The organism is Parapedobacter lycopersici (genome assembly GCF_024643285.1).
Taxonomy (GTDB): Bacteria; Bacteroidota; Bacteroidia; order Sphingobacteriales; family Sphingobacteriaceae; genus Parapedobacter; species Parapedobacter lycopersici.
Genome location: NZ_JAMSLW010000002.1, coordinates 561,444 through 581,730, shown reverse-complemented (window position 1 = coordinate 581,730; position 20,287 = coordinate 561,444). Strand labels below are relative to the sequence as shown.

Here is a 20,287-nt window from a genome sequence, read left to right as displayed (position 1 = left end):
GGTTAATGATTAAACGGAATTGTTTTTTTGCCTACGCAAGTATAGGGCTTTTGTTGGTATTATTTGCATCGTGCCGTTCTACCCGCTTGCTGGGCGATGACCAGGCGTTAGTGACGAAGGTGGCCATCGAGGGGATTGATCCCGCCTTTCAGGAACAGGCAGCGGCTTACATTCCCCCTGAAATACGGCCAAACTCACCTGTTGATCTTTTTATCTATAATTTTGCCAATGCCCAGAACGGCCGCTACCGAACGGAGAATATCCGTCATGTGGGAGAACCCCCGCATTTGCTGGACAGTGCGCTGGTTGATTTTTCTACCCAGCAGATCAGCCGGTTTTTAACTGCTAAAGGTTATTTCAATGCGGCGGTTTCCCATCAGATTTCATTACAGAAAAAGAAGGCCCGTATTACGTTCGACATTGAACCCGGTGAACCCTTTACCCTGCGTCATGTAAATACGGCTATTAAAGACCCCGTGCTGGAGCGGCTATATGTACAGAATCAACCGGAAAAGGGACGTATCCGATCGGGGATGCGCTATGATGCGGATTCCCTGGTCGCCGAGCGGGAACGCATTTATCAATTGATGCGCCAGCATGGGTATTACGATTATTTAAGACAATACGTGCGTGTTGATGTGGATTCGAACCTGCATAGCAATCAGGCGGACGTCAGGCTTTACATTGATAACCCTGAGGGGCAGCAGGCCCATACCAAATTCACGATTGACAGCAGCTTTATCACGATCAGCCATAGTCGGCCGGGCCTTAACCACGACCAACCGGAGCGGAGCATATTGCCGGGCGGCCTTCACTTTGAGGACCGGACGACCCGGTTCCGGCCGGAACCGGTTGCCCGTTACCTTTTTCAACAGCAGGGCGATACGTACAGCATGGATATGGAAAACCTGACGTATGACCGTCTTTATGAACTCAATAGCTTCCGCAGTGTTAAGATCGAATACCGTAAGTCCGATTCCAGCAGGCTCAATGTGCATTATGAGCTGACGCCAAGACCTTATATGGGGAATCAGATTGAAGGTGAATATACTTTTAACTCGGGCATGAGCGGCTTCAATATCGGAAATACCTTTACGCATCGTAACCTTTTCGGGGGTTCCGAACAGCTGGAAGTGAAGCTCCGTTATGGTGTGCTGTTTGACTCCCGGCTGGAGGGTAATCTGTTTGACCGGGTATTTAATAATGATTTTCAGGTGGGGGTAAACATTACGGTACCGCGCCTGATCCTGCCGTTCAGCGTGCCTGATGTCAGCAAAAACGGTTTACCGCGCACCATATTTTCTTCCAATGTGCAGGCATTTGACCAATACCGGACGTATTCAAACCGGTATGTGAGCAACACTGTATCGTACAGCTGGTTCAGTACGCCTTATCGGCAGCACCAGCTGACCCCACTGGTACTGGAATACCGGTTTGGGCAACTGAACAGCGATTTTGCACAGCAGCTGATTGATGAAGGGTTTCTGCTTTATGTACGCAGCAATAACCGCGCTTATTTTGGGCTGGGCTCACAGTATACCTACACCGTCAACGCGGCGAGGCTGACCCATCTGGCTGACTTTTTTTATTTCCGGGGAGGACTGGATCTCAGCGGCAATTTACTTGGCCTGGCCGGGGAAGTAATCAATTTCCGGCAAAATGAGGACGGTGAACGGGAAATCATGGGAGTGCCCTATCTGCAATATGCTAAGGTGGAGACCGATCTGCGGCTATATCGGCATTTCGGGGGGGAACGTCAGCTGGTGTTGCGGCTTAATCCGGGCATTGCTATCCCCTATGGCAATAACTCCAGCCTGCTGATTTTTGAAAAAAGTTTCTTTGGCGGGGGGATGAACGGAATCCGGGCCTGGCAGGCACGGACACTCGGCCCCGGTAACTATAACCGCGCAGTGCTTGACCCTGGTCTCCGGCTGAACCTCAGGAATCTCGACCAGTTAGGGGAGATTAAACTGGAAGGCAATGTGGAATACCGGTTTAAGGTGATGGATGATATATTCGGGGCGAAGCTGAAAGGTGCCACTTTTGCTGATTTCGGCAACATTTGGCGGATCCGGCAAAATGAACTTAATCCGGGAGGCGAATTTGAATTTGACAGATTCCTGAGCCAGGTTGCGATAGGTGCCGGTGCGGGGCTACGTTTCGACCTTGATTATTTCGTTATCCGGCTGGATGCGGGGGTGAAAGTACGCGACCCGCAGTTTAGCGGTTCGAAACAATGGGTGATTTCGGAGCTGTTTGATAGCCGCGACTTCAAAACCGAGTACCGCCTTACGAATGCGCCCGACCGGTATAATTTTATCCAGTATAATTTCGGTATCGGGATGCCATTTTAACGGGGCCGTCATCCCGGCGACCAGCCGGATTTTACCAATACCTAAAACCGTAATTCCTTGATGCCGTGAACGATGGTGTCGAAAATGTTTTCCAAATCCAGCCCTTTGCTGTAATTGAAGATAAATAACCCGATCAGCACCAGCACCGCTAAGATCATCAGTCTTTTGAAAAGGTAGGCGATTATTAAGAATATAGCGGGGATAAGGATAAGGTAATACCAGTTAATTGCGATTGGATTGAGGCCTTCTTGATTTTTCAGTACGTAATACAAACGGCCATGGGACCCGTTTTCATTGCGGTGCTTAATGAATACAAAGGCCGATGTTTCGATTGCCTGGGGCGTAATGGCAACTCCTTCATTAAAGTGCAGTTCCTGCTGAAATCCGTTGATCACAAATTGGTAAGTACCCGAAATTCCATCAAGCGGGACCTCATCCGCATCGGTCGCAATAACAGCCAGTTTACCGTTTTTTATCAGGTTTTCCTTGATAATGAAATGGTTGATGGCTTGGTTTCGCTGCGCAAAGCCTAAAAAGGGGAATGACAGTGCAATCAATAAATAAAGCGATTTATACATAGCTTACCACGGTGCTGATTGACGCAATGTTAAGCAAAAAACGCTAAATCCTCCATCTTTACCGCAGATTATTCTGTGTCATCTGTTCGCCCGGCCAATCAGTGGTGACCGGGCGACCTATAAAATAATTGTTATGCAATGCCATAAACTTGCATATAAAAGCAATTTTATCTTAGTTTGTGTAACACCCTCGGGCCCGTTGACGTTGCTGACGGGCTATATGCTGATTATAAACGCATTTACATGGACTATATTATTGGCGTAGACATTGGTACTTCCGGTACAAAAGCGGTTGCGTTTGATATAAATGGGGATGTACTTGGTGCGGATCACATTACTTACCCGATCCTGAACCCGCAGCCACATTATTTTGAACAGGACCCGGAAGTGCTGTTTGATGCGGTGATCCAGGCCATTGGCCAAACAGTACAGGGAGTTAATCGGCAGACAGGTAATAGCAGCAGCTTGCTGGGCGTTGGATTCAGCAGTGCCATGCACGGTATTATCGCAATGGACAAACAAGGGATACCCCTGACGCATTGCATCATCTGGACAGATACCCGGGCCACCTCGTTTGCCTCGCAGTTGAAAGATACACCCGACGGTACCTCCATTTACCGGGCTACAGGCACTCCGATACACCCCATGTCGCCACTTTGCAAACTGGGCTGGATGCGTACGCACCTGCCAGAAGTCCATGCTGCCGCGTACAAATTTATCTCTGTTAAGGAGTATGTTTTCCTGAGGCTGTTTGGACGGTATGTAATTGACGAATCCATTGCCTCCGCTACCGGACTTTTTGATATCCATCAGCTCAACTGGCATCCGGCGGCATTGGAAATGGCCGGTATCTCTGCTGACCGCCTTGCCGAACCGGTGCCCATTACTTATTACCTGAAAGGAATGGATGATCGGCTGGCAGCAAAGATGGGGGTTGCGGAAGATGTTCCCTTTGTCATTGGCGGAAGCGACGGCTGCCTGGCCAATTTAGGCGCGGATGTAACACAGCCGGGAGCAGCAGCGGTTACCATTGGTACCAGCGGGGCTATCCGGATGACATCGGACCGGCCGCGCACCGATGATAAGGCCCGCACGTTCAGTTATGTACTAACGCGTGAACTGCATGTACTCGGTGGGGCGGTGAATAACGGCGGGATCGTGCTTCAATGGTTTAAAGATAGTTTTGAGCCGGCTGCCGGATCCAGCGACGCGGCTTTCCAGGGGCTTATGGAGGCTGCCGCCGGCGTGCCGGCGGGATCAGAAGGCCTGCTTTTTCTTCCTTACCTGACGGGAGAGCGTTCACCGCATTGGAATGCCGAAGCCAAGGGCATGTTTTTCGGTATTCAGCTTCATCACCGTAAAGCGCATTTTGTGCGGGCAGTGCTGGAAGGTGTGATTTTCGGGGTTTACAGTGTGGGTAGGGTGCTGGAAGAAATCACGGGACCAATCCACACGATACATGCCAATGGTGGATTCGCTTACTCGTCACTCTGGCTTCAGGTGCTGGCCGATGTGTTCGACAGACCGGTACATGTGCGCAAAAATGTGGAGGCTGCTGCAAGAGGTGCATATATTACCGTGTTAAATGCGCTGGACAAACGGTCAACGCTCATCGACGTCGCTGACCAGTCGCCACCTTCGGAGATTATTTTGCCCAGCCCGGCAAGGCATCGGGTCTACCAGGCAAATTTTGAGCGTTTCGAACGCTTGTATGATAAGGTTAAAGATGAATTTAATTAGTTACCCCATAACCGATATGTATTATGCCTCTTGTTATTGTTGCGGGTGGTGTGCTGCTCTTGTTGCTGCTCATCGTAGTTGGTAAGCTCAATTCTTTTTTTTCGTTGATTATTGTTTCACTGGTCGTGGGTGTTGCGCAGGGGCTGGCGGTGTCTGACGTAGTGCAGGCCATTGAACGGGGGATGGGAGATACATTGGGCTCACTGGCTATGATACTGGGCTTTGGTGCCATGCTCGGTAAACTGATTGCGGATGGCGGCGGTGTCCACCGGATATCCTCCAGCCTGATCCATGCGTTCGGGCGGCGTAATGTACAGTGGGCGGCGGTAATTATAGGGTTTGCCGTAGGTATTCCCATGTTTTATAATGTTGGATTCGTAATCCTGGTGCCTTTTGTGTTTGCCATTGCGATACAGACCGGCCTACCGCTTTTGTATGTGGGTCTGCCGATGCTGGCATCGCTATCGGTGACCCACGGCTATCTTCCGCCGCATCCGGGACCCACGGCGATTGCTGCATTATACCAGGCTGATCTCGGGCTTACGTTAATTTATGGCACCGCTATCGCCATACCGGCCATCATTTTGGGCGGCGTATTTTTCTCCTGGACGCTTAAGGGCATCCACCCGAACCCCCCGGCGCAGTTTATGGAGGTTGAAACGTTTGCTGATGAAGAAATTCCGGGGTTTTGGGTAAGTATGTTTACCGGTTTGCTGCCGGTATTGCTCATTGCGCTGGCTTCTGCCCTGGCATTTGTGCTGCCCCCGGATTCAGCTGTAGCTGCAGGGATTGCTTTTATCGGTCATCCGGTTATCGCATTGCTGATTTCCGTTTTGGTAGCGGTTTATACCATGGGGCTTGCCCGCGGGAAGACGATGAAGGTGATTATGGGAAATATGGAGGAGGCCGTGCGTAGTATTTCCATGATCCTGTTTATCATCGGCGGTGCAGGGGCATTCAAGGAAGTACTGGTAACCGGCGGCGTGGGCGATTATATTGCCGGGTGGGCCGACAGACTGGCCTTTTCACCGCTGATTCTGGTGTGGGCAATTGCTGCCGCGATCCGCATATCGCTGGGGTCCGCTACGGTGGCCGGCCTTACCACGGCAGGCATCGCAATGCCGCTCATTGCTTCAACCAGTACCAGTCCGGAACTGATGGTGCTGGCCACCGGGGCGGGAAGTTTAATGTTCTCCCATGTAAATGATCCAGGATTCTGGATGTTTAAAGAATATTTTGGCCTGAACCTCCGGGATACGATCCGCTCGTGGTCGTTAATGGAAACCATTGTATCTGTTGTGGGGCTTTTGGGGGTATTGGTACTGGATTTATATGTGTAAATGTCTCAGTGGGGAATTACAGAAATGGCCCTGTGCCGTTATGCGATGGGCGAGATAAGGCGTAATTATATGTATGTATACGGAGGGTGTTCCATAACGAAAAATTATTTGTACATTTGGAGCCAAATCGTTACTGACATGGCAACAATAGTAGAAAAAAGACAACCCAGGAAAACAGAAAATAACGCAAACCAGACCCATTACTATACTACATTGGCACTTGCAGTGGCCATTGGCCTTGCTGGGACATTTGTTCGGTTTATTCAGGATTCATTCCTGATGTCAGCTATATCCAATATTCTACTGGCGCTGGGATGGTTAATTGTATTCCGGGTGGTTTTCCGGATCATAAAATAGAAGCCTCACATAACATAAGAGATAACGCCTGACGTAAGAGTTAGGCGTTTTTTTATTGGCTAGCCGATCCGATTAACTGTTGATGTAATTTTCCAACTGGTTGATCGTCTGCTGCTGGTCTTCAATAATGTGCTTTACCAGGTCCCCAATGGAAAGCATACCAATGACCGTAGCGCCTTCCACGACCGGCAGGTGCCTGAAATGGCGGTGCGTCATCAACTGCATGCAGTAGTCGGTGGTTTCATCACGCGTAATGGTATGCGGGTCCTTCGTCATGACTTCATGGATGGCAGTTTCCTTTGATGATTTTCCCTGTAATATGATTTTACGCGCGTAATCGCGTTCTGTGAAGATACCCAGCAAATGCCCGCTTTCGATCACCAGGAGAGCACTGATGTTTTTCTCCATCATCATTTTCAGCGCGTCATAAACCGAAACTTCAGGAGTGACCGAATGTACAATGTCCGGTTTGGCTTTTAAGATTTGTTTAACTGTTTTCATAATCGTTGTATCGTTAGTATTTATCAGGTTAATGGGATAAGCATATTGGCGATAAAGCAACGGCTATTGGTTAAACACGTGGCGGCACAAATTTGTTACGATAAAGATAACAAATTATTAGAAATAATGGAAAACATAAAAGGCCTCAAAAGCAACCATGGGTTTTCTCCAGGGGTCGCCTTTGAGGCCTGTATTAATTTTGCGCCGTACGGTGGCTTACGACTGTGGCCAGACGTGCCAGGGAATGCGGGATAAGATCAGTATCAGGCCAATCGCGTAAAACAGCAGCACACTGGCGTTCTGTTTTTTTGCGGTGGGTTGCCGTTTTGCCCTGGAATATCCAACGGTGATCAGCACAACCGCAATGAGCATCGTCAGGGGATGTTCTAAAAAATAAAGGCGTGAAATGCTATTCTGCATTGCCCCCGAGGCATTTTGTACGCCGTAGGGTGACACAAAATAGATAATCAGGCCGACAACGAATTGCAGGTGTGCGCAAATTAGCCCTAAAAGAGCCATTTTCCGGTTGTATCCCTTGTTTTGCAGGTAGGCAAACAATACATAAAGGATAGAAATAACCAGGCCCGCGAGCAATACGTAGGCGAGCGTAGAGTGGAGGTGTTTGAGTCCGGTATACATAATTATTTAGTTAATGAAGTGGATTGCTTAGGTAATGCCGTTAATTCCAGATTTCGTTTTTTTCAGTTAATATTAATGGTACTCCGTCGGTTATCACAATGGTGTGTTCATGCTGGGCTACGTACCCTCCCCGGTTGCCCACCAACGTCCACCCATCAGGTGACTCCACAGCGAACGTTGATTTGGTGGAAATGAAGGTTTCCAGTGCAATAACGGTGTTTTTTCGAAACCGTCTGGTATCATATGGATCCCTGTAATTGCAGATGTGATCAGGTTCTTCATGCAGTCCTTTTCCAACGCCATGCCCGCACAGGTTTTTGATTACGGTATAGCCGTTCTTTTTTGCTTTGGTTTCGATTAGATGGCCGATATCTCCAATACGTACGCCACCCCTTATCTGGTGGATGGCCTGCTGCAGAATCTGTTTTGACGCGTCTACCAATTGCTGGTGCTGGTGGATATCCCGGCCGAGTACAAAAGAGCCGCCATTATCGGCCCAATAGCCGTTGAGCATGGCTGAAACATCGATGTTGACCAGGTCCCCCTCCTGCAAAACGGTTTTTTCGGATGGGATACCATGAGCTACCTCCTGGTTTACGCTGATGCAGGTCCAGCCCGGAAAGCCGTATGTGATTACCGGCGCCGATTTAGCGCCGAACCGGCTGAGCAGCTCACCGCCGAAATCGTCCAGCTGTTTGGTGGTCATCCCCGGCCGGGCATACTCCCTCATTTCCCTGAGCGTCAGTGCCACGACGTCACTTACGCGCTTCAACGCTTTCAGCTCGGCTGTTTTTGATATCGACATAAAGCTTAAATATCCGCTAAAATTACGGAATAGTTTTCAGACCCCTGTTTCTTTCCCTTTTATTCTTTACCCCTGTACTTTTATATCTTTACTTCTTATTCCTCCTTACCGCCCAACATGCGGACTTCGGCCATTGGCTGAAACAAATATGCCCGCAGGGTTTTCACCTCAATGCACCGGTAGCGTTTCCTCAGCCGCTCTTTCTTTTGGAAAACGCGCCCCCCCTGTATGGAGAAAAGTGCATTATCGGGAAGTTGATCAAGCGTCTGGAACCGGTTGTCTGGGTCGTCATGTTCCCGCAGTCGCCTGAACAGGTGCTCGTCTGCACAGCTGGAGGCTGCCGGATTATCCATATAGGCGGTGAGTGCGGTGAGGATATCCGCCGGAAATACCGCTGCCTGCAGAAAGGGCTGCATGAGCAATCTGAAATTTGCTTTCCACTCGGATCCATGTGGTTTCACCAGGTTCCTGTGTGTATTCCACGTTTTCAGGTGGGCAAATTCGTGTACGGTAGTGATCAGAAATGCATAAGGGTTGAGGTTTTGATTCACCGATATGCGATGCCCATGCTTTCCATAAGGCGGACGGTAATCGCCAAATTTGGATACACGGTTGCGGCTGACCCGGAAGCGACACGCATTGTCGTTAATCCATTGGGAGATTACCGGAGCTGCCATCGGGGGCAGGTATTTGCTTAGTGCGCTACTGTAGTCCGGCATGGACGCAAACTTAAGATAAAAGAGGCAATTATTTATCGTGTCGTTGGGGTTATGCCTTTTTTATTTCATTATCCCTATCTTTGAACAATGAACCGACTATTGGATATAGGGGCGAAACGGCTTGTTTTGCTTGTCACTTTTATCGGAGTTACATGCGCCGCAATGGCTCAGGATCTTAATGCGCGTGTACAAATTCTTTCTCCCCAGGTACAGAACACCAACAAGCGAATGCTGGATGTGCTGGAAAAGGCAATCTCGGACTTCCTGAACAACCGGACGTGGAGTACCAACGAGGTAGGGCCCCAGGAGCGGATTGACTGCAGCCTCGTCCTCACAATCACAGCCTGGGACGGCTCATCCAATTTCACTGCACAGGCACAGATTATATCCACCCGGCCGGTTTACAATACCACTTACAACAGTCCGGTGTTGAGCATATCCGATGATAATTTTAATTTCAGCTACACCGAAGGACAGCTAATGGATTATTCCGATCAGCAGTTCATGGGAAATCTTACCTCATTACTGGCTTATTATGCGTATGTTATCGTGGGGCTGGATGCGGACACCTTCGCCCACAACGGGGGCACCCCTTTCTATGCGGCCGCACAGAACATTGTGAACTACTCGCAGAACACCGGGTTCAATGGCTGGCGTTCCATGGAAGGAACGAATAACCGGTTTTGGCTGGTCAACAATTTGCAGGACCGCCGGTATCAGCCTATCCGTGATTTCCTATATAGCTTTTACCTGGATGGAATGGATAAAATGGCTGACAACACACAGGAAGCCCGCAAAGCCGTGTTCAATCTGTTGCCGCTGCTGCAAAAGGTAGACCGCCTGGCTCAGGGTGCTGTGTTCAATCAGGTCTTTTTTACCGCGAAGTCAGACGAGTTAGTGGGAGTATGCAGCGGCTTGGCCCCGCAGGAGCGGATGCAAGCCTACAATATTTTGGCAGCGGTTGATCCTGCCAATGCGAGTAAATATGAAAATTTACGTAACAGTAGATAGCGGTACCGTTCATTGACCAAACCCCGAGAAGACTATGCTCCATCGCCTGTCCATTAGCAATTATGCCCTGATCAATTCACTGGATATTCGTTTCGATAGCGGATTAAATATTGTTACCGGCGAGACAGGGGCTGGCAAATCCATTATTTTGGGTGCATTGTCACTGATTCTGGGGCAGCGGGCGGAACGCCAATACTTTTTCAATGAAGACCGGAAGTGTGTCATCGAGGGTGTTTTTGATCTGTCCGGCTATGCGCTGCAGGACTTTTTCGTGGCGCAGGATCTTGACTACGATCCGGAAACCATTATTCGCCGGGAAATCAACAGCGACGGAAAATCGCGCGCATTTGTAAACGATACGCCAGTAACGCTGCAGGTACTTAAAGCACTTGCCGAGAAGTTAATCGATATCCATTCGCAGCATGCCACGCTCCAGCTCAATACACCGGCATTTCAATTACTGGTATTGGATAGCGTGGCCCAGAATCAGGCCCTGCGACAGCAATATATACATCAATTCCATGCGCACCGAAAGGCGTGGGCGCGGTTGGAGGCATTACAGGAAGCCACGCAACAGGCAAATGCAGAAGCCGACTACCATCAATTTCTTTATGATGAACTGGAGGCCGCCCGGTTGGAAGCCGATGAGCAGGAGCGACTGGAGTTGGAGCAGCGCCAATTGGAGCATGCCGAAGAGATCAAACGCGGACTGATCAATGCATTGTATGCGCTTCGGGACCAGGAAATTAACGCACTGGCCTTGCTCCGGGAAACACAGCAGCAGCTTCAGCAGGCCGAACGCTACCTGCCAGCCCTTGGTGAACAGGCCGCGCGGCTGCAAAGCAGCCTGATTGATTTGAAAGACCTGGGTGAGGAACTCAGTCGGACGGAACAGGAAGTCCTGTTGGATGAAGGCCGTCTGACTGAAGTTAACGAACGGCTCAGCCAGCTATATGCGTTACAGCAGAAACATCACGTGTCCAGTGTGACCGAGCTGATCACGTTAAGGGAAACGCTGCGCGGGCAATTGCATGCGCGGTCTGCCGACGAGGCGGAGATGCATCGGTTAACGGGTGAAGTAGCAGAACTTAAAGCTGGGTTGCTGACACTCGCAGCCGAGCTCAGTGAGGCTAGGAAGGCAGCGATTCCAATGGTGGAGAAGACGGTAAGCGAAGTCTTGCATACCGTAGGCATGCCCCACGGTGTGTTGCATGTTGCCCTGCAGCCGTTAGGAACGGAAACAATGAAAGAAAGCGGGGGCGATGACATCCAGTTTTTATTCACATCAAACAAAGGACAAGATCCGCAGCCCGTGGGTAAGGTGGCTTCTGGTGGTGAGCTTTCAAGGCTGATGCTGGCGGTCAAATCGTTGGTAGCACAAACATCGGCGCTGCCTACCATTGTGTTCGATGAAATTGATACCGGTATATCCGGTGAAGTGGCCCTCCGGGTTGGAGAGATCATGGAGCGCCTGGGTAGCAACATGCAAGTAATTGCGATTACCCATTTGCCCCAGATTGCTGCCAGGGGGCATTCACACTTTAAAGTGTATAAGGCTGAATCCTCGGGCAAGACGATCACGGGTATGATGCCCTTACAACCCGCCGATAGGGTACTTGAAATTGCCCAGATGCTGAGCGGCGCTGAACCGGGAGAAGCGGCAATGCAGCACGCGGCAGCCTTGTTGAATAATCGGGCTTAAACCGGCCTGTCCGTCAATNCTGAGCGGCGCTGAACCGGGAGAAGCGGCAATGCAGCACGCGGCAGCCTTGTTGAATAATCGGGCTTAAACCGGCCTGTCCGTCAATACCATTTCTCAAAAAAGCGGAAACAGCGCTACAATAAAAAAAAAACAGTATTTTTACCCGCTTCAATCAGCAATAGCGATACAGTAATTTAAAACCATTGCATATGTCCCATAACCTATTGAAAGGAAAAAAAGGAATTATTTTTGGCGCACTGGATGATAAATCCATAGCGTGGAAGACGGCTCAGCGCTGTGTGCAGGAAGGCGCCGAAATTGTATTAACCAATGCTCCGGTGGCGTTGCGGATGGGAACGATTAAGCAACTGGCGGAAGAGTGCAATAATGCACCGGTTATTCCGGCCGATGTAACCAGCACGGAAGATATTGAGAACTTATTTGATCAGACGTTGGCACATTTTGGCGGAGGGGTCGATTTCATTCTCCATTCGGTAGGCATGAGCATTAACGTACGTAAAGGCATTCATTATACCGAAAACAACTATGATTTCATGCATAAGGCATTCGATATTTCTGCGATCAGCCTGCACCGGATACTGGCCACAGCTATGAAAAAAGATGCCATTAATGCATGGGGATCGGTCGTGGCGTTAACTTACATTGCCGCACAGCGCGTATTCCCGGACTATAATGACATGGCCGATGCCAAGGCATTGCTTGAAAGCATTACGCGGAATTTTGGATATCAATACGGCGTTAAAAAGCATGTCCGGATAAATACCATCAGCCAATCGCCTACGCAGACAACCGCCGGGTCCGGTGTGAAAGGTTTTGGTGATTTTATATCCTATGCAGAGAAAATGTCACCGCTGGGGAATGCCTCGGCTGACCAATGCGCGGATTACACGGTAACCCTGTTTTCGGATTTGACGAAAATGGTTACCATGCAGAATCTCTTTCACGATGGTGGATTCTCCTTTACCGGCGTCAGTGAAGCCGTGCTTGGGGGAACGGAAAAATAACACATAACAGCACAATAAAAAAGCCGGCTCCTGCCGGCTTTTTTATTGTTATAACTCACCTGCGAAATCCGCCTCGGAAAGGATTACCTTTACGACAGCGTTTTCAGGCAAGGGAACCTCAATTTCGGAATCTGCGAGCGGATCCTCAGCATAGATGGTTACGTTTCCAACGGTGTAATTTACAGAATACGCCACACCATTGAACGTTGTCGGCAGAATATCATAGCTTGCTTCATCATCAAAACTGATGGCCACGTTTACGCTGCCTTCCAGCAAATAATAATCTGTCAGGGCAGGGATGGCCTTGTCGTAATATACCTGGTACGTAACGCCATTATCCCACTGCCATTGGTTCTGTAAAATGGTGTACACGTATGAACGATTCGCTGTATTTTCAACCAGCTCGGTTTTGGTACAGGATGATAATGCGGCGGCGGTTGATGCGCCGATAAATAGAAGTAAAAGCCTTTTCATACGGAATATGTTATGTGTCTACATTACGTCACTTGTTGTATACATAGCTGACGCATTTTATGTTGATGAATATAACACAATAATTGCACCAATGTTTGATACAATAAAATAAAAAGGCGTTCCGATTTAATCGGAACGCCTTTTACCGATCGTGACACTTCGGTTTAATCGTCCTTTTTCTCTTCAGCCAGATCCGAGGGTTTATTGTCGTCCCCAGCCTGGATATGAACCACAATCTCCTCTTTGTCTTTGTCGTAGTCAATTTCCAGCATACTGCCTTCCGTGACTTCGCCTTTGAGAATTTCCTCTGCAATGGGATCTTCAAGGTATTTCTGAATTGCCCGTTTCAACGGACGGGCGCCAAAATTACTGTCGAAACCTTTTTCAGCAATGAATTCCTTTGCGGCATCCAGCAGGTTGATGTGATAGCCCAAGCCTTCAATACGGACAAACAGGGACTTCAGTTCGATATCGATAATTTTGAAGATGTGTTCCTTATCCAGGGAGTTGAACACAATAACATCATCGATCCGGTTGAGGAACTCCGGTGCAAATGCCCGTTTCAAAGCGTTTTCAATCACACTGCGCGAATGCGTTTCCGCCTGTTCGGCTTTGGCAGAGGTGGTAAACCCGACTCCCTGACCGAAATCTTTCAGCTGCCGTGCGCCGATGTTGGATGTCATGATCAGAATCGTATTCCTGAAGTCTACCTTACGGCCCAGACTGTCCGTTAACTGACCTTCGTCCAGCACTTGCAACAGCAAGTTAAAGACGTCCGGATGTGCTTTCTCAATCTCATCCAGCAGCACAACCGAATAAGGTTTGCGGCGTACCTTCTCCGTGAGCTGTCCGCCTTCCTCATACCCTACATATCCCGGAGGCGCACCAACTAAACGTGAGATGGCAAATTTTTCCATATACTCACTCATGTCAATCTGGATGAGTGAATCCTCACTGTCAAACATAAACCGGGCGAGTTCTTTCGCCAGCTCCGTTTTACCAACGCCCGTTGGTCCAAGGAAGATGAACGACCCGATAGGCTTTTTGGGATCTTTTAAACCGGCACGTGTCCGATGGATGGCTTTCACGAGTTTTTTAACCGCTTCATCCTGTCCGATAATACGGCCTTTCATCGAGTCAGCCATGCCAAGCAGCTTCTGACTGTCGGACTGCCCTACCCGTTGCACGGGTATGCCGGTCATCATCGATACCACTTCGGCTACATTATCTTCGGAAACCGTATACCGCTTGGTTTTTGTTTCGGCTTCCCAGGCTGTTTTTTCCTGTTCAAGCTCTTCCAGCAGTTTCTTTTCGGTATCACGCAGTTTGGCCGCTTCCTCATATTTTTGACTGCGGACCACTTTGTTTTTCTCTACTTTGATCTCTTCGATCTTTTGCTCAATATCGATAATGCTCTGCGGAACATGGATATTCGTAAGGTGTACCCGGGAGCCCGCTTCGTCTAATGCATCAATGGCCTTGTCGGGCAGGAAACGATCCGTAATATACCGGGTTGTCAATGTCACACAGGCTTCAATGGCCTCAGGGGTATAATTCACATTGTGGTGCTCCTCATACTTTTCCTTGATGCGGTTGAGAATTTCTACCGTTTCATCATGTGAGGCAGGCTCAATCATTACTTTTTGGAACCGGCGATCCAACGCGCCGTCTTTCTCGATGTATTGGCGGTACTCATCAAGTGTTGTTGCGCCGATACATTGGATTTCACCACGTGCCAGGGCGGGCTTAAACATATTGGATGCATCCAGTGAGCCTGACGCACCCCCGGCCCCGACGATGGTGTGGATTTCGTCGATAAAGAGGATGACGTCCGGTGATTTTTCCAATTCGTTCATCACCGCTTTCATCCGCTCTTCAAACTGCCCGCGGTACTTCGTGCCAGCTACCAACGACGCTAAGTCAAGGGTAACAACCCGCTTGTTGAACAACACGCGTGAAACTTTCCGCTGCACGATCCGCAGGGCTAACCCTTCGGCGATTGCGGATTTACCCACGCCGGGTTCACCAATTAAGATGGGGTTGTTTTTCTTCCGGCGCGAAAGGATCTGTGAAACCCGTTCGATTTCTTTTTCCCGGCCCACAATAGGATCCAGACGGCCATCTTCGGCAGCCTTGGTCAAATCGCGCCCGAAATTATCCAGTACCGGTGTCTTTGATTTAATGTCCGAAACCTTCTTGGGTTGGTTAAAGTGATCTTCTTCTTTAAAATCATCATCACCTGCTGTAGAGCCGGATGCCTGGTCGGTAATTCCAGCTTTATTCTGTTCTACATCGGCCTTGAATACGTCGTAGTTGATATTGAATTGCTGCAGGATCTGGGAGGCGATGTTATCCTCATCGCGAAGGATCGAAAGAAGCAGATGCTCCGTGCCGATAATATCGCTCTTGAATATTTTGGCCTCCAAGTAGGTGATTTTTAATACCTTTTCTGCCTGTTTCGTCAGCGGCATATTGCCTATTGGCGCACGGGACATAGCGGAGCCCTTTACGGCGTCTTCTATGGACTTACGTAATTCAACGGTGTCAATGCCGGCGCTTTTCAGTATCTTGATGGCCATACCATCTCCTTCACGAATCAGGCCAAGCAGCAGGTGCTCTGTGCCAATATAATCATGTTTCAGTCTGATGGCTTCTTCCCTGCTGTAAGAAATCACATCCTTTACACGAGGCGAAAATTTTGCTTCCATGAATGTCGTACCTTTCTTTTATTGCATAAGGATGCGATAAATGTATAAAAATTATCGCGTGTGTCCTTAATTATTTATGTAACATTTATCAACAATTGCGCCATACGGACGGGGCTAACATTTTGTCAGTAGATGCCATTGAAACTATTACACCATTCTGACGATTCTTTCGTTAAAGCCAGCTAAACCGATGGGAATGACGGAAGTTGCTTTCGGACCGATCTTTTGTACAATGATAGCAACAAATTAGCTAAGTTTGCAGTTCTTGGAATTAAACTATGGCTGACGAAAAAATAATATTTTCCATGGCTGGGGTTAATAAAATATACCCGCCACAGAAACAGGTTTTAAAAAATATTTACCTCTCTTTTTTCTACGGAGCGAAGATCGGTGTCATCGGGCTCAATGGCTCCGGAAAGTCATCTTTACTGAAAATTATCGCGGGTTTGGACAAGTCCTACCAGGGCGAAGTTGTGTTTTCTCCGGGATATTCGGTAGGTTATCTTGCACAGGAACCCGAACTGAACCCTGAAAAAACAGTACTGGAGATTGTGGAGGAAGGGGTATCCGAAATTACGGCGATTCTTAAAGAATATGAGGAAATCAACGAGCGTTTCGGCTTGCCGGAAGTGTATGAAAATGCCGATGAGATGGATAAATTACTTTCGAGGCAGGGTGAACTGCAGGATAAAATAGATGCAGTAGGCGCCTGGGAAATTGAAAGTAAGCTGGAACGGGCAATGGACGCGTTGCGCTGCCCGGCGTCTGACCGAAAAGTAGCCACTTTGTCAGGGGGCGAGCGCCGCAGGGTGGCATTATGTCGTTTATTGCTGCAAGAACCCGATGTGTTGCTGTTGGACGAGCCGACGAACCACCTGGATGCTGAATCCATCGACTGGCTGGAGCAGCACCTGCAACAATACAAAGGCACCGTTATCGCGGTCACACACGACCGGTATTTTCTGGATAATGTGGCCGGATGGATACTGGAGCTCGACCGTGGCGAAGGCATTCCCTGGAAAGGAAACTATTCTTCATGGCTCGACCAAAAGGCAAAACGGCTTGCTCAGGAAGAGAAAACAGAAAGCAAGCGGCAGAAAACGTTGGAACGCGAGTTGGAGTGGGTGCGGATGGCGCCGAAGGCCCGCCATGCCAAATCAAAGGCGCGGCTTCATAATTATGAGAAACTTGCTTCGGAGGAGACCAAAGAACGGGAAGAGAAACTGGAGCTGTTTATCCCTCCCGGGCCACGTTTAGGCAATGTAGTCATTGAGGCGCAGCAGGTAAGCAAAGCGTATGGTGATAAGGTGTTGTTTGAAAACCTTAATTTTTCATTACCGCCCGCCGGTATTGTGGGCATCATCGGTCCAAACGGTGCAGGAAAAACCACCCTGTTCCGGTTAATTACCGGACAGGAACAACCCGACGGTGGTACTTTCCGTGTGGGCGAAACGGTGGCATTGGGTTATGTCGATCAGCTGCACGATGATCTGGACCCCCAAAAAACGGTGTGGGAGAATATTACCGGAGGCAATGAAAACATCCAATTGGGTAACCGTGCAATGAACTCGCGCGCTTATGTCTCGAAATTTAATTTTAACGGGGCCGATCAGCAGAAGAAAGTGCAGGTACTTTCAGGGGGCGAACGAAATAGGGTACACCTTGCTATTACATTGAAAAAAGGGGCCAACGTGCTTTTACTGGATGAACCCACCAATGACATCGATGTGAATACGTTGCGTGCTTTGGAAGAAGGGTTGGAGAATTTCGGCGGCTGTGCGGTGGTAATTTCACACGATCGCTGGTTCCTCGACCGGATTTGTACACATATACTGGCATTTGAAGGCGACTCACAGGTTTACTTCTATGAAGGAAACTATACTGAGTATGAAGAAAACCGGAAAAAACGCCTGGGTGATGTTGCGCCTACGCGGATTAAGTATAAAAAACTGGCCTAAGTGGATACCGGGAGACTACTGAAAGCGATCATTGATAATGCCATTGATGGCATCATCACTATTGACCTGCATGGCATTGTTGAGTCGATCAATCCGGCAGCGTCACACCTTTTCGGTTATGAGGCTTATGAAGTAATCGGCCACAACGTATCCATGCTGATGCCCGAACCGGACCATAGCAATCATGATCAATACCTCCGCAATTACCTGGAAACCGGTGTAAGGAAAATTATCGGTATCGGAAGGGAAGTCAGGGGCAGGCGGAAAGATGGAAGTACATTTCCTTTTAGGCTGGCGGTCAGTGAAGTACATTATGAGGACAAGACTGCCTTCACCGGATTTGTACACGATTTATCGAAAGAAAAGGAGGCTGAAGAAAAACTGCTCCATTATACCGAAGAACTTGAAAATAAGGTAAGTGAGCGGACCAAGGACCTGATCCGGCTTGTTTCGCAGCTGGAGAAAGCCAAATCCGAAGTAAGTCTTTCCCTGGCCAAGGAAAAGGAACTTAATCAGCTCAAATCGCGGTTTGTTTCCATGGCGTCGCACGAATTCCGTACCCCTTTGAGTTCGGTATTACTGTCTGCATCGCTCATTGAGAAATACGTAGAAAAACCAGACGTTGCAAATGTGCTGAAACATACCGGACGCATCAAAGGGTCTGTGCAATTGCTCACCAGTATATTGAATGACTTCCTGTCACTTGAACGGCTGGAGGCAGGAAAGGTTGCGGTGAATAAGGAAAAACTTAATCTGGTTCAGCTAGCCGAAGAGATTACCGAAGAAATGCAGCTCATATGCAAGTCTAACCAACATATCGTATATCAGCATACCGGGGCTGTTGGTGAATTTGCGCTGGATGCCAACCTGATTAAAAACTGTATTATTAACCTGGTTTCCAATGCGATCAAGTATTCCGGGGAGAATACATTTATCGAGTTTAACACGGAAATCACTGCTGAATACTGCACCATTACGGTGAAGGATAATGGTATCGGAATTCCGGAAGAAGATCAAAAGAGCCTGTTCGAACCATTCTTCCGGGCCAATAATACGGGTAACATCCCAGGTACGGGATTGGGGCTCAATATCGTTAAGCGGTATGTCGCGCTGATGGATGGGCAGGTAAATTGCCAGAGTGCCCTGCACAACGGGACGGTCATTACGCTGAGTTTTAAAAATCTAAACCTGAATTAACTGCCATGTCCAGTCTGCCAATAACCGTATTGATCATTGAGGATAACGATGATATCCGCGAAGGCACCCGGGAAATCCTTGAGCTTACCGGTTATAAGGTATATACAGCCTGCAATGGAAAAGCGGGTGTGGACGAAGCACTGAGCAAGCTGCCCGATATCATCCTATGTGATATCATGATGCCTGAGTTAGACGGGTTCGGTGTGTTGCACATGCTCGGAAAACATAAAGAAACAGCCCTAATACCTTTTATTTTTCTGACGGCAAAATCGGAACGGGCGGATATGCGGCGGGCCATGGAAATGGGAGCTGATGACTACCTGACCAAGCCGTTTGATGAGGTTGAATTACTTAATGCGATTGAAACCCGCCTGAAAAAACGCAAACAGCTCGGCGAAATAGCAGATGTAAGTAAAAAGGGACTTTACCTGAGCGATGATAAGCAGGATCTGCTATTGGATGAACTGGTCCGCAATGCACGGGTGAAAACCTACCGGAAGAAACAGCTTATTTATCAGGAAGAAGATCCCCCACTTTATATCTATTATATAAAACGGGGTAAAGTACGCAACTTTCTGTATTACCTGGATGGCCGCGAACTTTCTACCGAGATTCACATCCAGCATGCTTTTTTTGGATATGAGTCGCTGCTGCTGCAACAGCAGTATAATGACAATGCTGAAACACTCGAAGAATCGGAATTGGCTCTGATCGACAAAGAGAATTTTTTGGAGCTGGTTTACCGCAAACCCGCAATCGCAGGAAAGTTTATTAAATTACTGTCAGGTAATATCCGTGATAAAGAAGAGCAGTTACTGGGCTTTGCTTACCATTCCGTACGCAAACGGGTCGCCAATGCGCTGATTACCGTAGCGGAGAAGACAATTGATGCACCGGGACAGGACGAATGTACCATCCGCATCTCCAGAGACGACCTTGCCGCCCTGGCAGGTACCGCAAATGAAACGATCAGCCGGATGCTGGCCGATTTTAAAGATGAACGGCTGATCGTTAAAGAAGGCAATGCCATCCGGATATATTCCATCCATAAACTTCGGCACATTAAGCAATAGTACCCGATTCCTGCAACCTGGTTCCGGCAGAATGTAACTAAAATCATATTTTTTACTGATGCTTTTCACCCGATACCGTCGGGTGGCAATGTAGCTTTGTGACCAT

17 protein-coding genes are annotated in these 20,287 nt (G+C 48.6%); 10 read left to right on the top strand and 7 right to left on the bottom strand.

All coding sequences use genetic code 11. The annotated features are described in order from the left end of the window. Nucleotides 1-5: 5 nt before the first annotated feature. Entirely contained in the window at nucleotides 6-2,354 is a 2,349-nt protein-coding gene (gene tamL, locus NEV57_RS06710) for a translocation and assembly module lipoprotein TamL (RefSeq protein ID WP_257657531.1), read from the top strand. A 41-nt stretch (nucleotides 2,355-2,395) separates the two neighbouring features. Here the strand turns inward: tamL and NEV57_RS06705 are convergent, their stop codons facing one another. Then, nucleotides 2,396-2,932, bottom strand: a complete 537-nt coding sequence (locus NEV57_RS06705) for a hypothetical protein (protein ID WP_257657530.1) — start codon at nucleotides 2,930-2,932, stop codon at nucleotides 2,396-2,398. 243 nt (nucleotides 2,933-3,175) lie between these two features. Between NEV57_RS06705 and NEV57_RS06700 the strand changes: the two genes are divergently transcribed. The 3 genes from NEV57_RS06700 (at nucleotide 3,176) to NEV57_RS06690 (ending at nucleotide 6,369) form a co-directional block, all read left to right on the top strand. Next, complete coding sequence (locus NEV57_RS06700) at nucleotides 3,176-4,672, top strand: gluconokinase (protein ID WP_257657529.1); 1,497 nt, start codon at nucleotides 3,176-3,178, stop codon at nucleotides 4,670-4,672. A gap of 23 nt (nucleotides 4,673-4,695) precedes the next feature. Continuing rightward, nucleotides 4,696-6,012 carry a gluconate:H+ symporter gene (locus NEV57_RS06695; protein ID WP_257657528.1) on the top strand — a complete coding sequence of 439 codons (1,317 nt, stop codon included), beginning with the start codon at nucleotides 4,696-4,698 and terminating at the stop codon, nucleotides 6,010-6,012. A gap of 138 nt (nucleotides 6,013-6,150) precedes the next feature. Continuing rightward, complete coding sequence (locus tag NEV57_RS06690) at nucleotides 6,151-6,369, top strand: hypothetical protein (protein ID WP_257657527.1); 219 nt, start codon at nucleotides 6,151-6,153, stop codon at nucleotides 6,367-6,369. Nucleotides 6,370-6,441: 72 nt separating this feature from the next. On the opposite strand, the gene NEV57_RS06685 is transcribed toward NEV57_RS06690, so the two are convergent. From NEV57_RS06685 to NEV57_RS06670, 4 genes are all read right to left on the bottom strand, one after another. Continuing rightward, nucleotides 6,442-6,870 (bottom strand): CBS domain-containing protein, encoded by a 429-nt coding sequence (locus tag NEV57_RS06685; protein WP_257657526.1) that lies wholly within the window; start codon nucleotides 6,868-6,870, stop codon nucleotides 6,442-6,444. Nucleotides 6,871-7,086: 216 nt separating this feature from the next. Next, nucleotides 7,087-7,509: a hypothetical protein gene (locus NEV57_RS06680; RefSeq protein ID WP_257657525.1), complete on the bottom strand. Its 423-nt coding sequence runs from the start codon at nucleotides 7,507-7,509 to the stop codon at nucleotides 7,087-7,089. Between the two features lie 40 nt (nucleotides 7,510-7,549). Next, nucleotides 7,550-8,314: a type I methionyl aminopeptidase gene (gene map, locus NEV57_RS06675; protein WP_257657524.1), complete on the bottom strand. Its 765-nt coding sequence runs from the start codon at nucleotides 8,312-8,314 to the stop codon at nucleotides 7,550-7,552. Nucleotides 8,315-8,409: 95 nt separating this feature from the next. Further along, nucleotides 8,410-9,033: a SprT family zinc-dependent metalloprotease gene (locus NEV57_RS06670; RefSeq protein WP_257657523.1), complete on the bottom strand. Its 624-nt coding sequence runs from the start codon at nucleotides 9,031-9,033 to the stop codon at nucleotides 8,410-8,412. Between the two features lie 87 nt (nucleotides 9,034-9,120). Here NEV57_RS06670 and porD point away from each other — a divergent pair, with 87 nt between their 5' ends. The 3 genes from porD (at nucleotide 9,121) to NEV57_RS06655 (ending at nucleotide 12,771) form a co-directional block, all read left to right on the top strand. Next, nucleotides 9,121-10,044, top strand: a complete 924-nt coding sequence (porD, locus tag NEV57_RS06665) for a type IX secretion system protein PorD (protein ID WP_443686082.1) — start codon at nucleotides 9,121-9,123, stop codon at nucleotides 10,042-10,044. 34 nt (nucleotides 10,045-10,078) lie between these two features. Further along, complete coding sequence (gene recN, locus NEV57_RS06660; RefSeq protein ID WP_257657521.1) at nucleotides 10,079-11,746, top strand: DNA repair protein RecN; 1,668 nt, start codon at nucleotides 10,079-10,081, stop codon at nucleotides 11,744-11,746. Nucleotides 11,747-11,955: 209 nt separating this feature from the next. Next, nucleotides 11,956-12,771: an enoyl-ACP reductase FabI gene (locus tag NEV57_RS06655; protein ID WP_257657520.1), complete on the top strand. Its 816-nt coding sequence runs from the start codon at nucleotides 11,956-11,958 to the stop codon at nucleotides 12,769-12,771. A 48-nt stretch (nucleotides 12,772-12,819) separates the two neighbouring features. On the opposite strand, the gene NEV57_RS06650 is transcribed toward NEV57_RS06655, so the two are convergent. After that, complete coding sequence (locus tag NEV57_RS06650; protein WP_257657519.1) at nucleotides 12,820-13,245, bottom strand: hypothetical protein; 426 nt, start codon at nucleotides 13,243-13,245, stop codon at nucleotides 12,820-12,822. Between the two features lie 164 nt (nucleotides 13,246-13,409). Then, entirely contained in the window at nucleotides 13,410-15,953 is a 2,544-nt protein-coding gene (locus tag NEV57_RS06645; RefSeq protein WP_257657518.1) for an ATP-dependent Clp protease ATP-binding subunit, read from the bottom strand. A 278-nt stretch (nucleotides 15,954-16,231) separates the two neighbouring features. Here NEV57_RS06645 and ettA point away from each other — a divergent pair, with 278 nt between their 5' ends. From ettA to NEV57_RS06630, 3 genes are read left to right on the top strand one after another with little or no spacing between them, the layout of a single operon-like run. Then, a complete protein-coding gene (gene ettA, locus NEV57_RS06640; protein ID WP_257657517.1) occupies nucleotides 16,232-17,911 on the top strand; it encodes an energy-dependent translational throttle protein EttA in 1,680 nt (559 codons plus the stop codon). Continuing rightward, nucleotides 17,912-19,108 (top strand): PAS domain-containing sensor histidine kinase, encoded by a 1,197-nt coding sequence (locus NEV57_RS06635; RefSeq protein ID WP_257657516.1) that lies wholly within the window; start codon nucleotides 17,912-17,914, stop codon nucleotides 19,106-19,108. A 5-nt stretch (nucleotides 19,109-19,113) separates the two neighbouring features. Continuing rightward, on the top strand, nucleotides 19,114-20,181 hold the full coding sequence (locus tag NEV57_RS06630) for a response regulator (RefSeq protein ID WP_257657515.1): 1,068 nt from the start codon (nucleotides 19,114-19,116) through the stop codon (nucleotides 20,179-20,181). Nucleotides 20,182-20,287 lie beyond the last annotated feature (106 nt).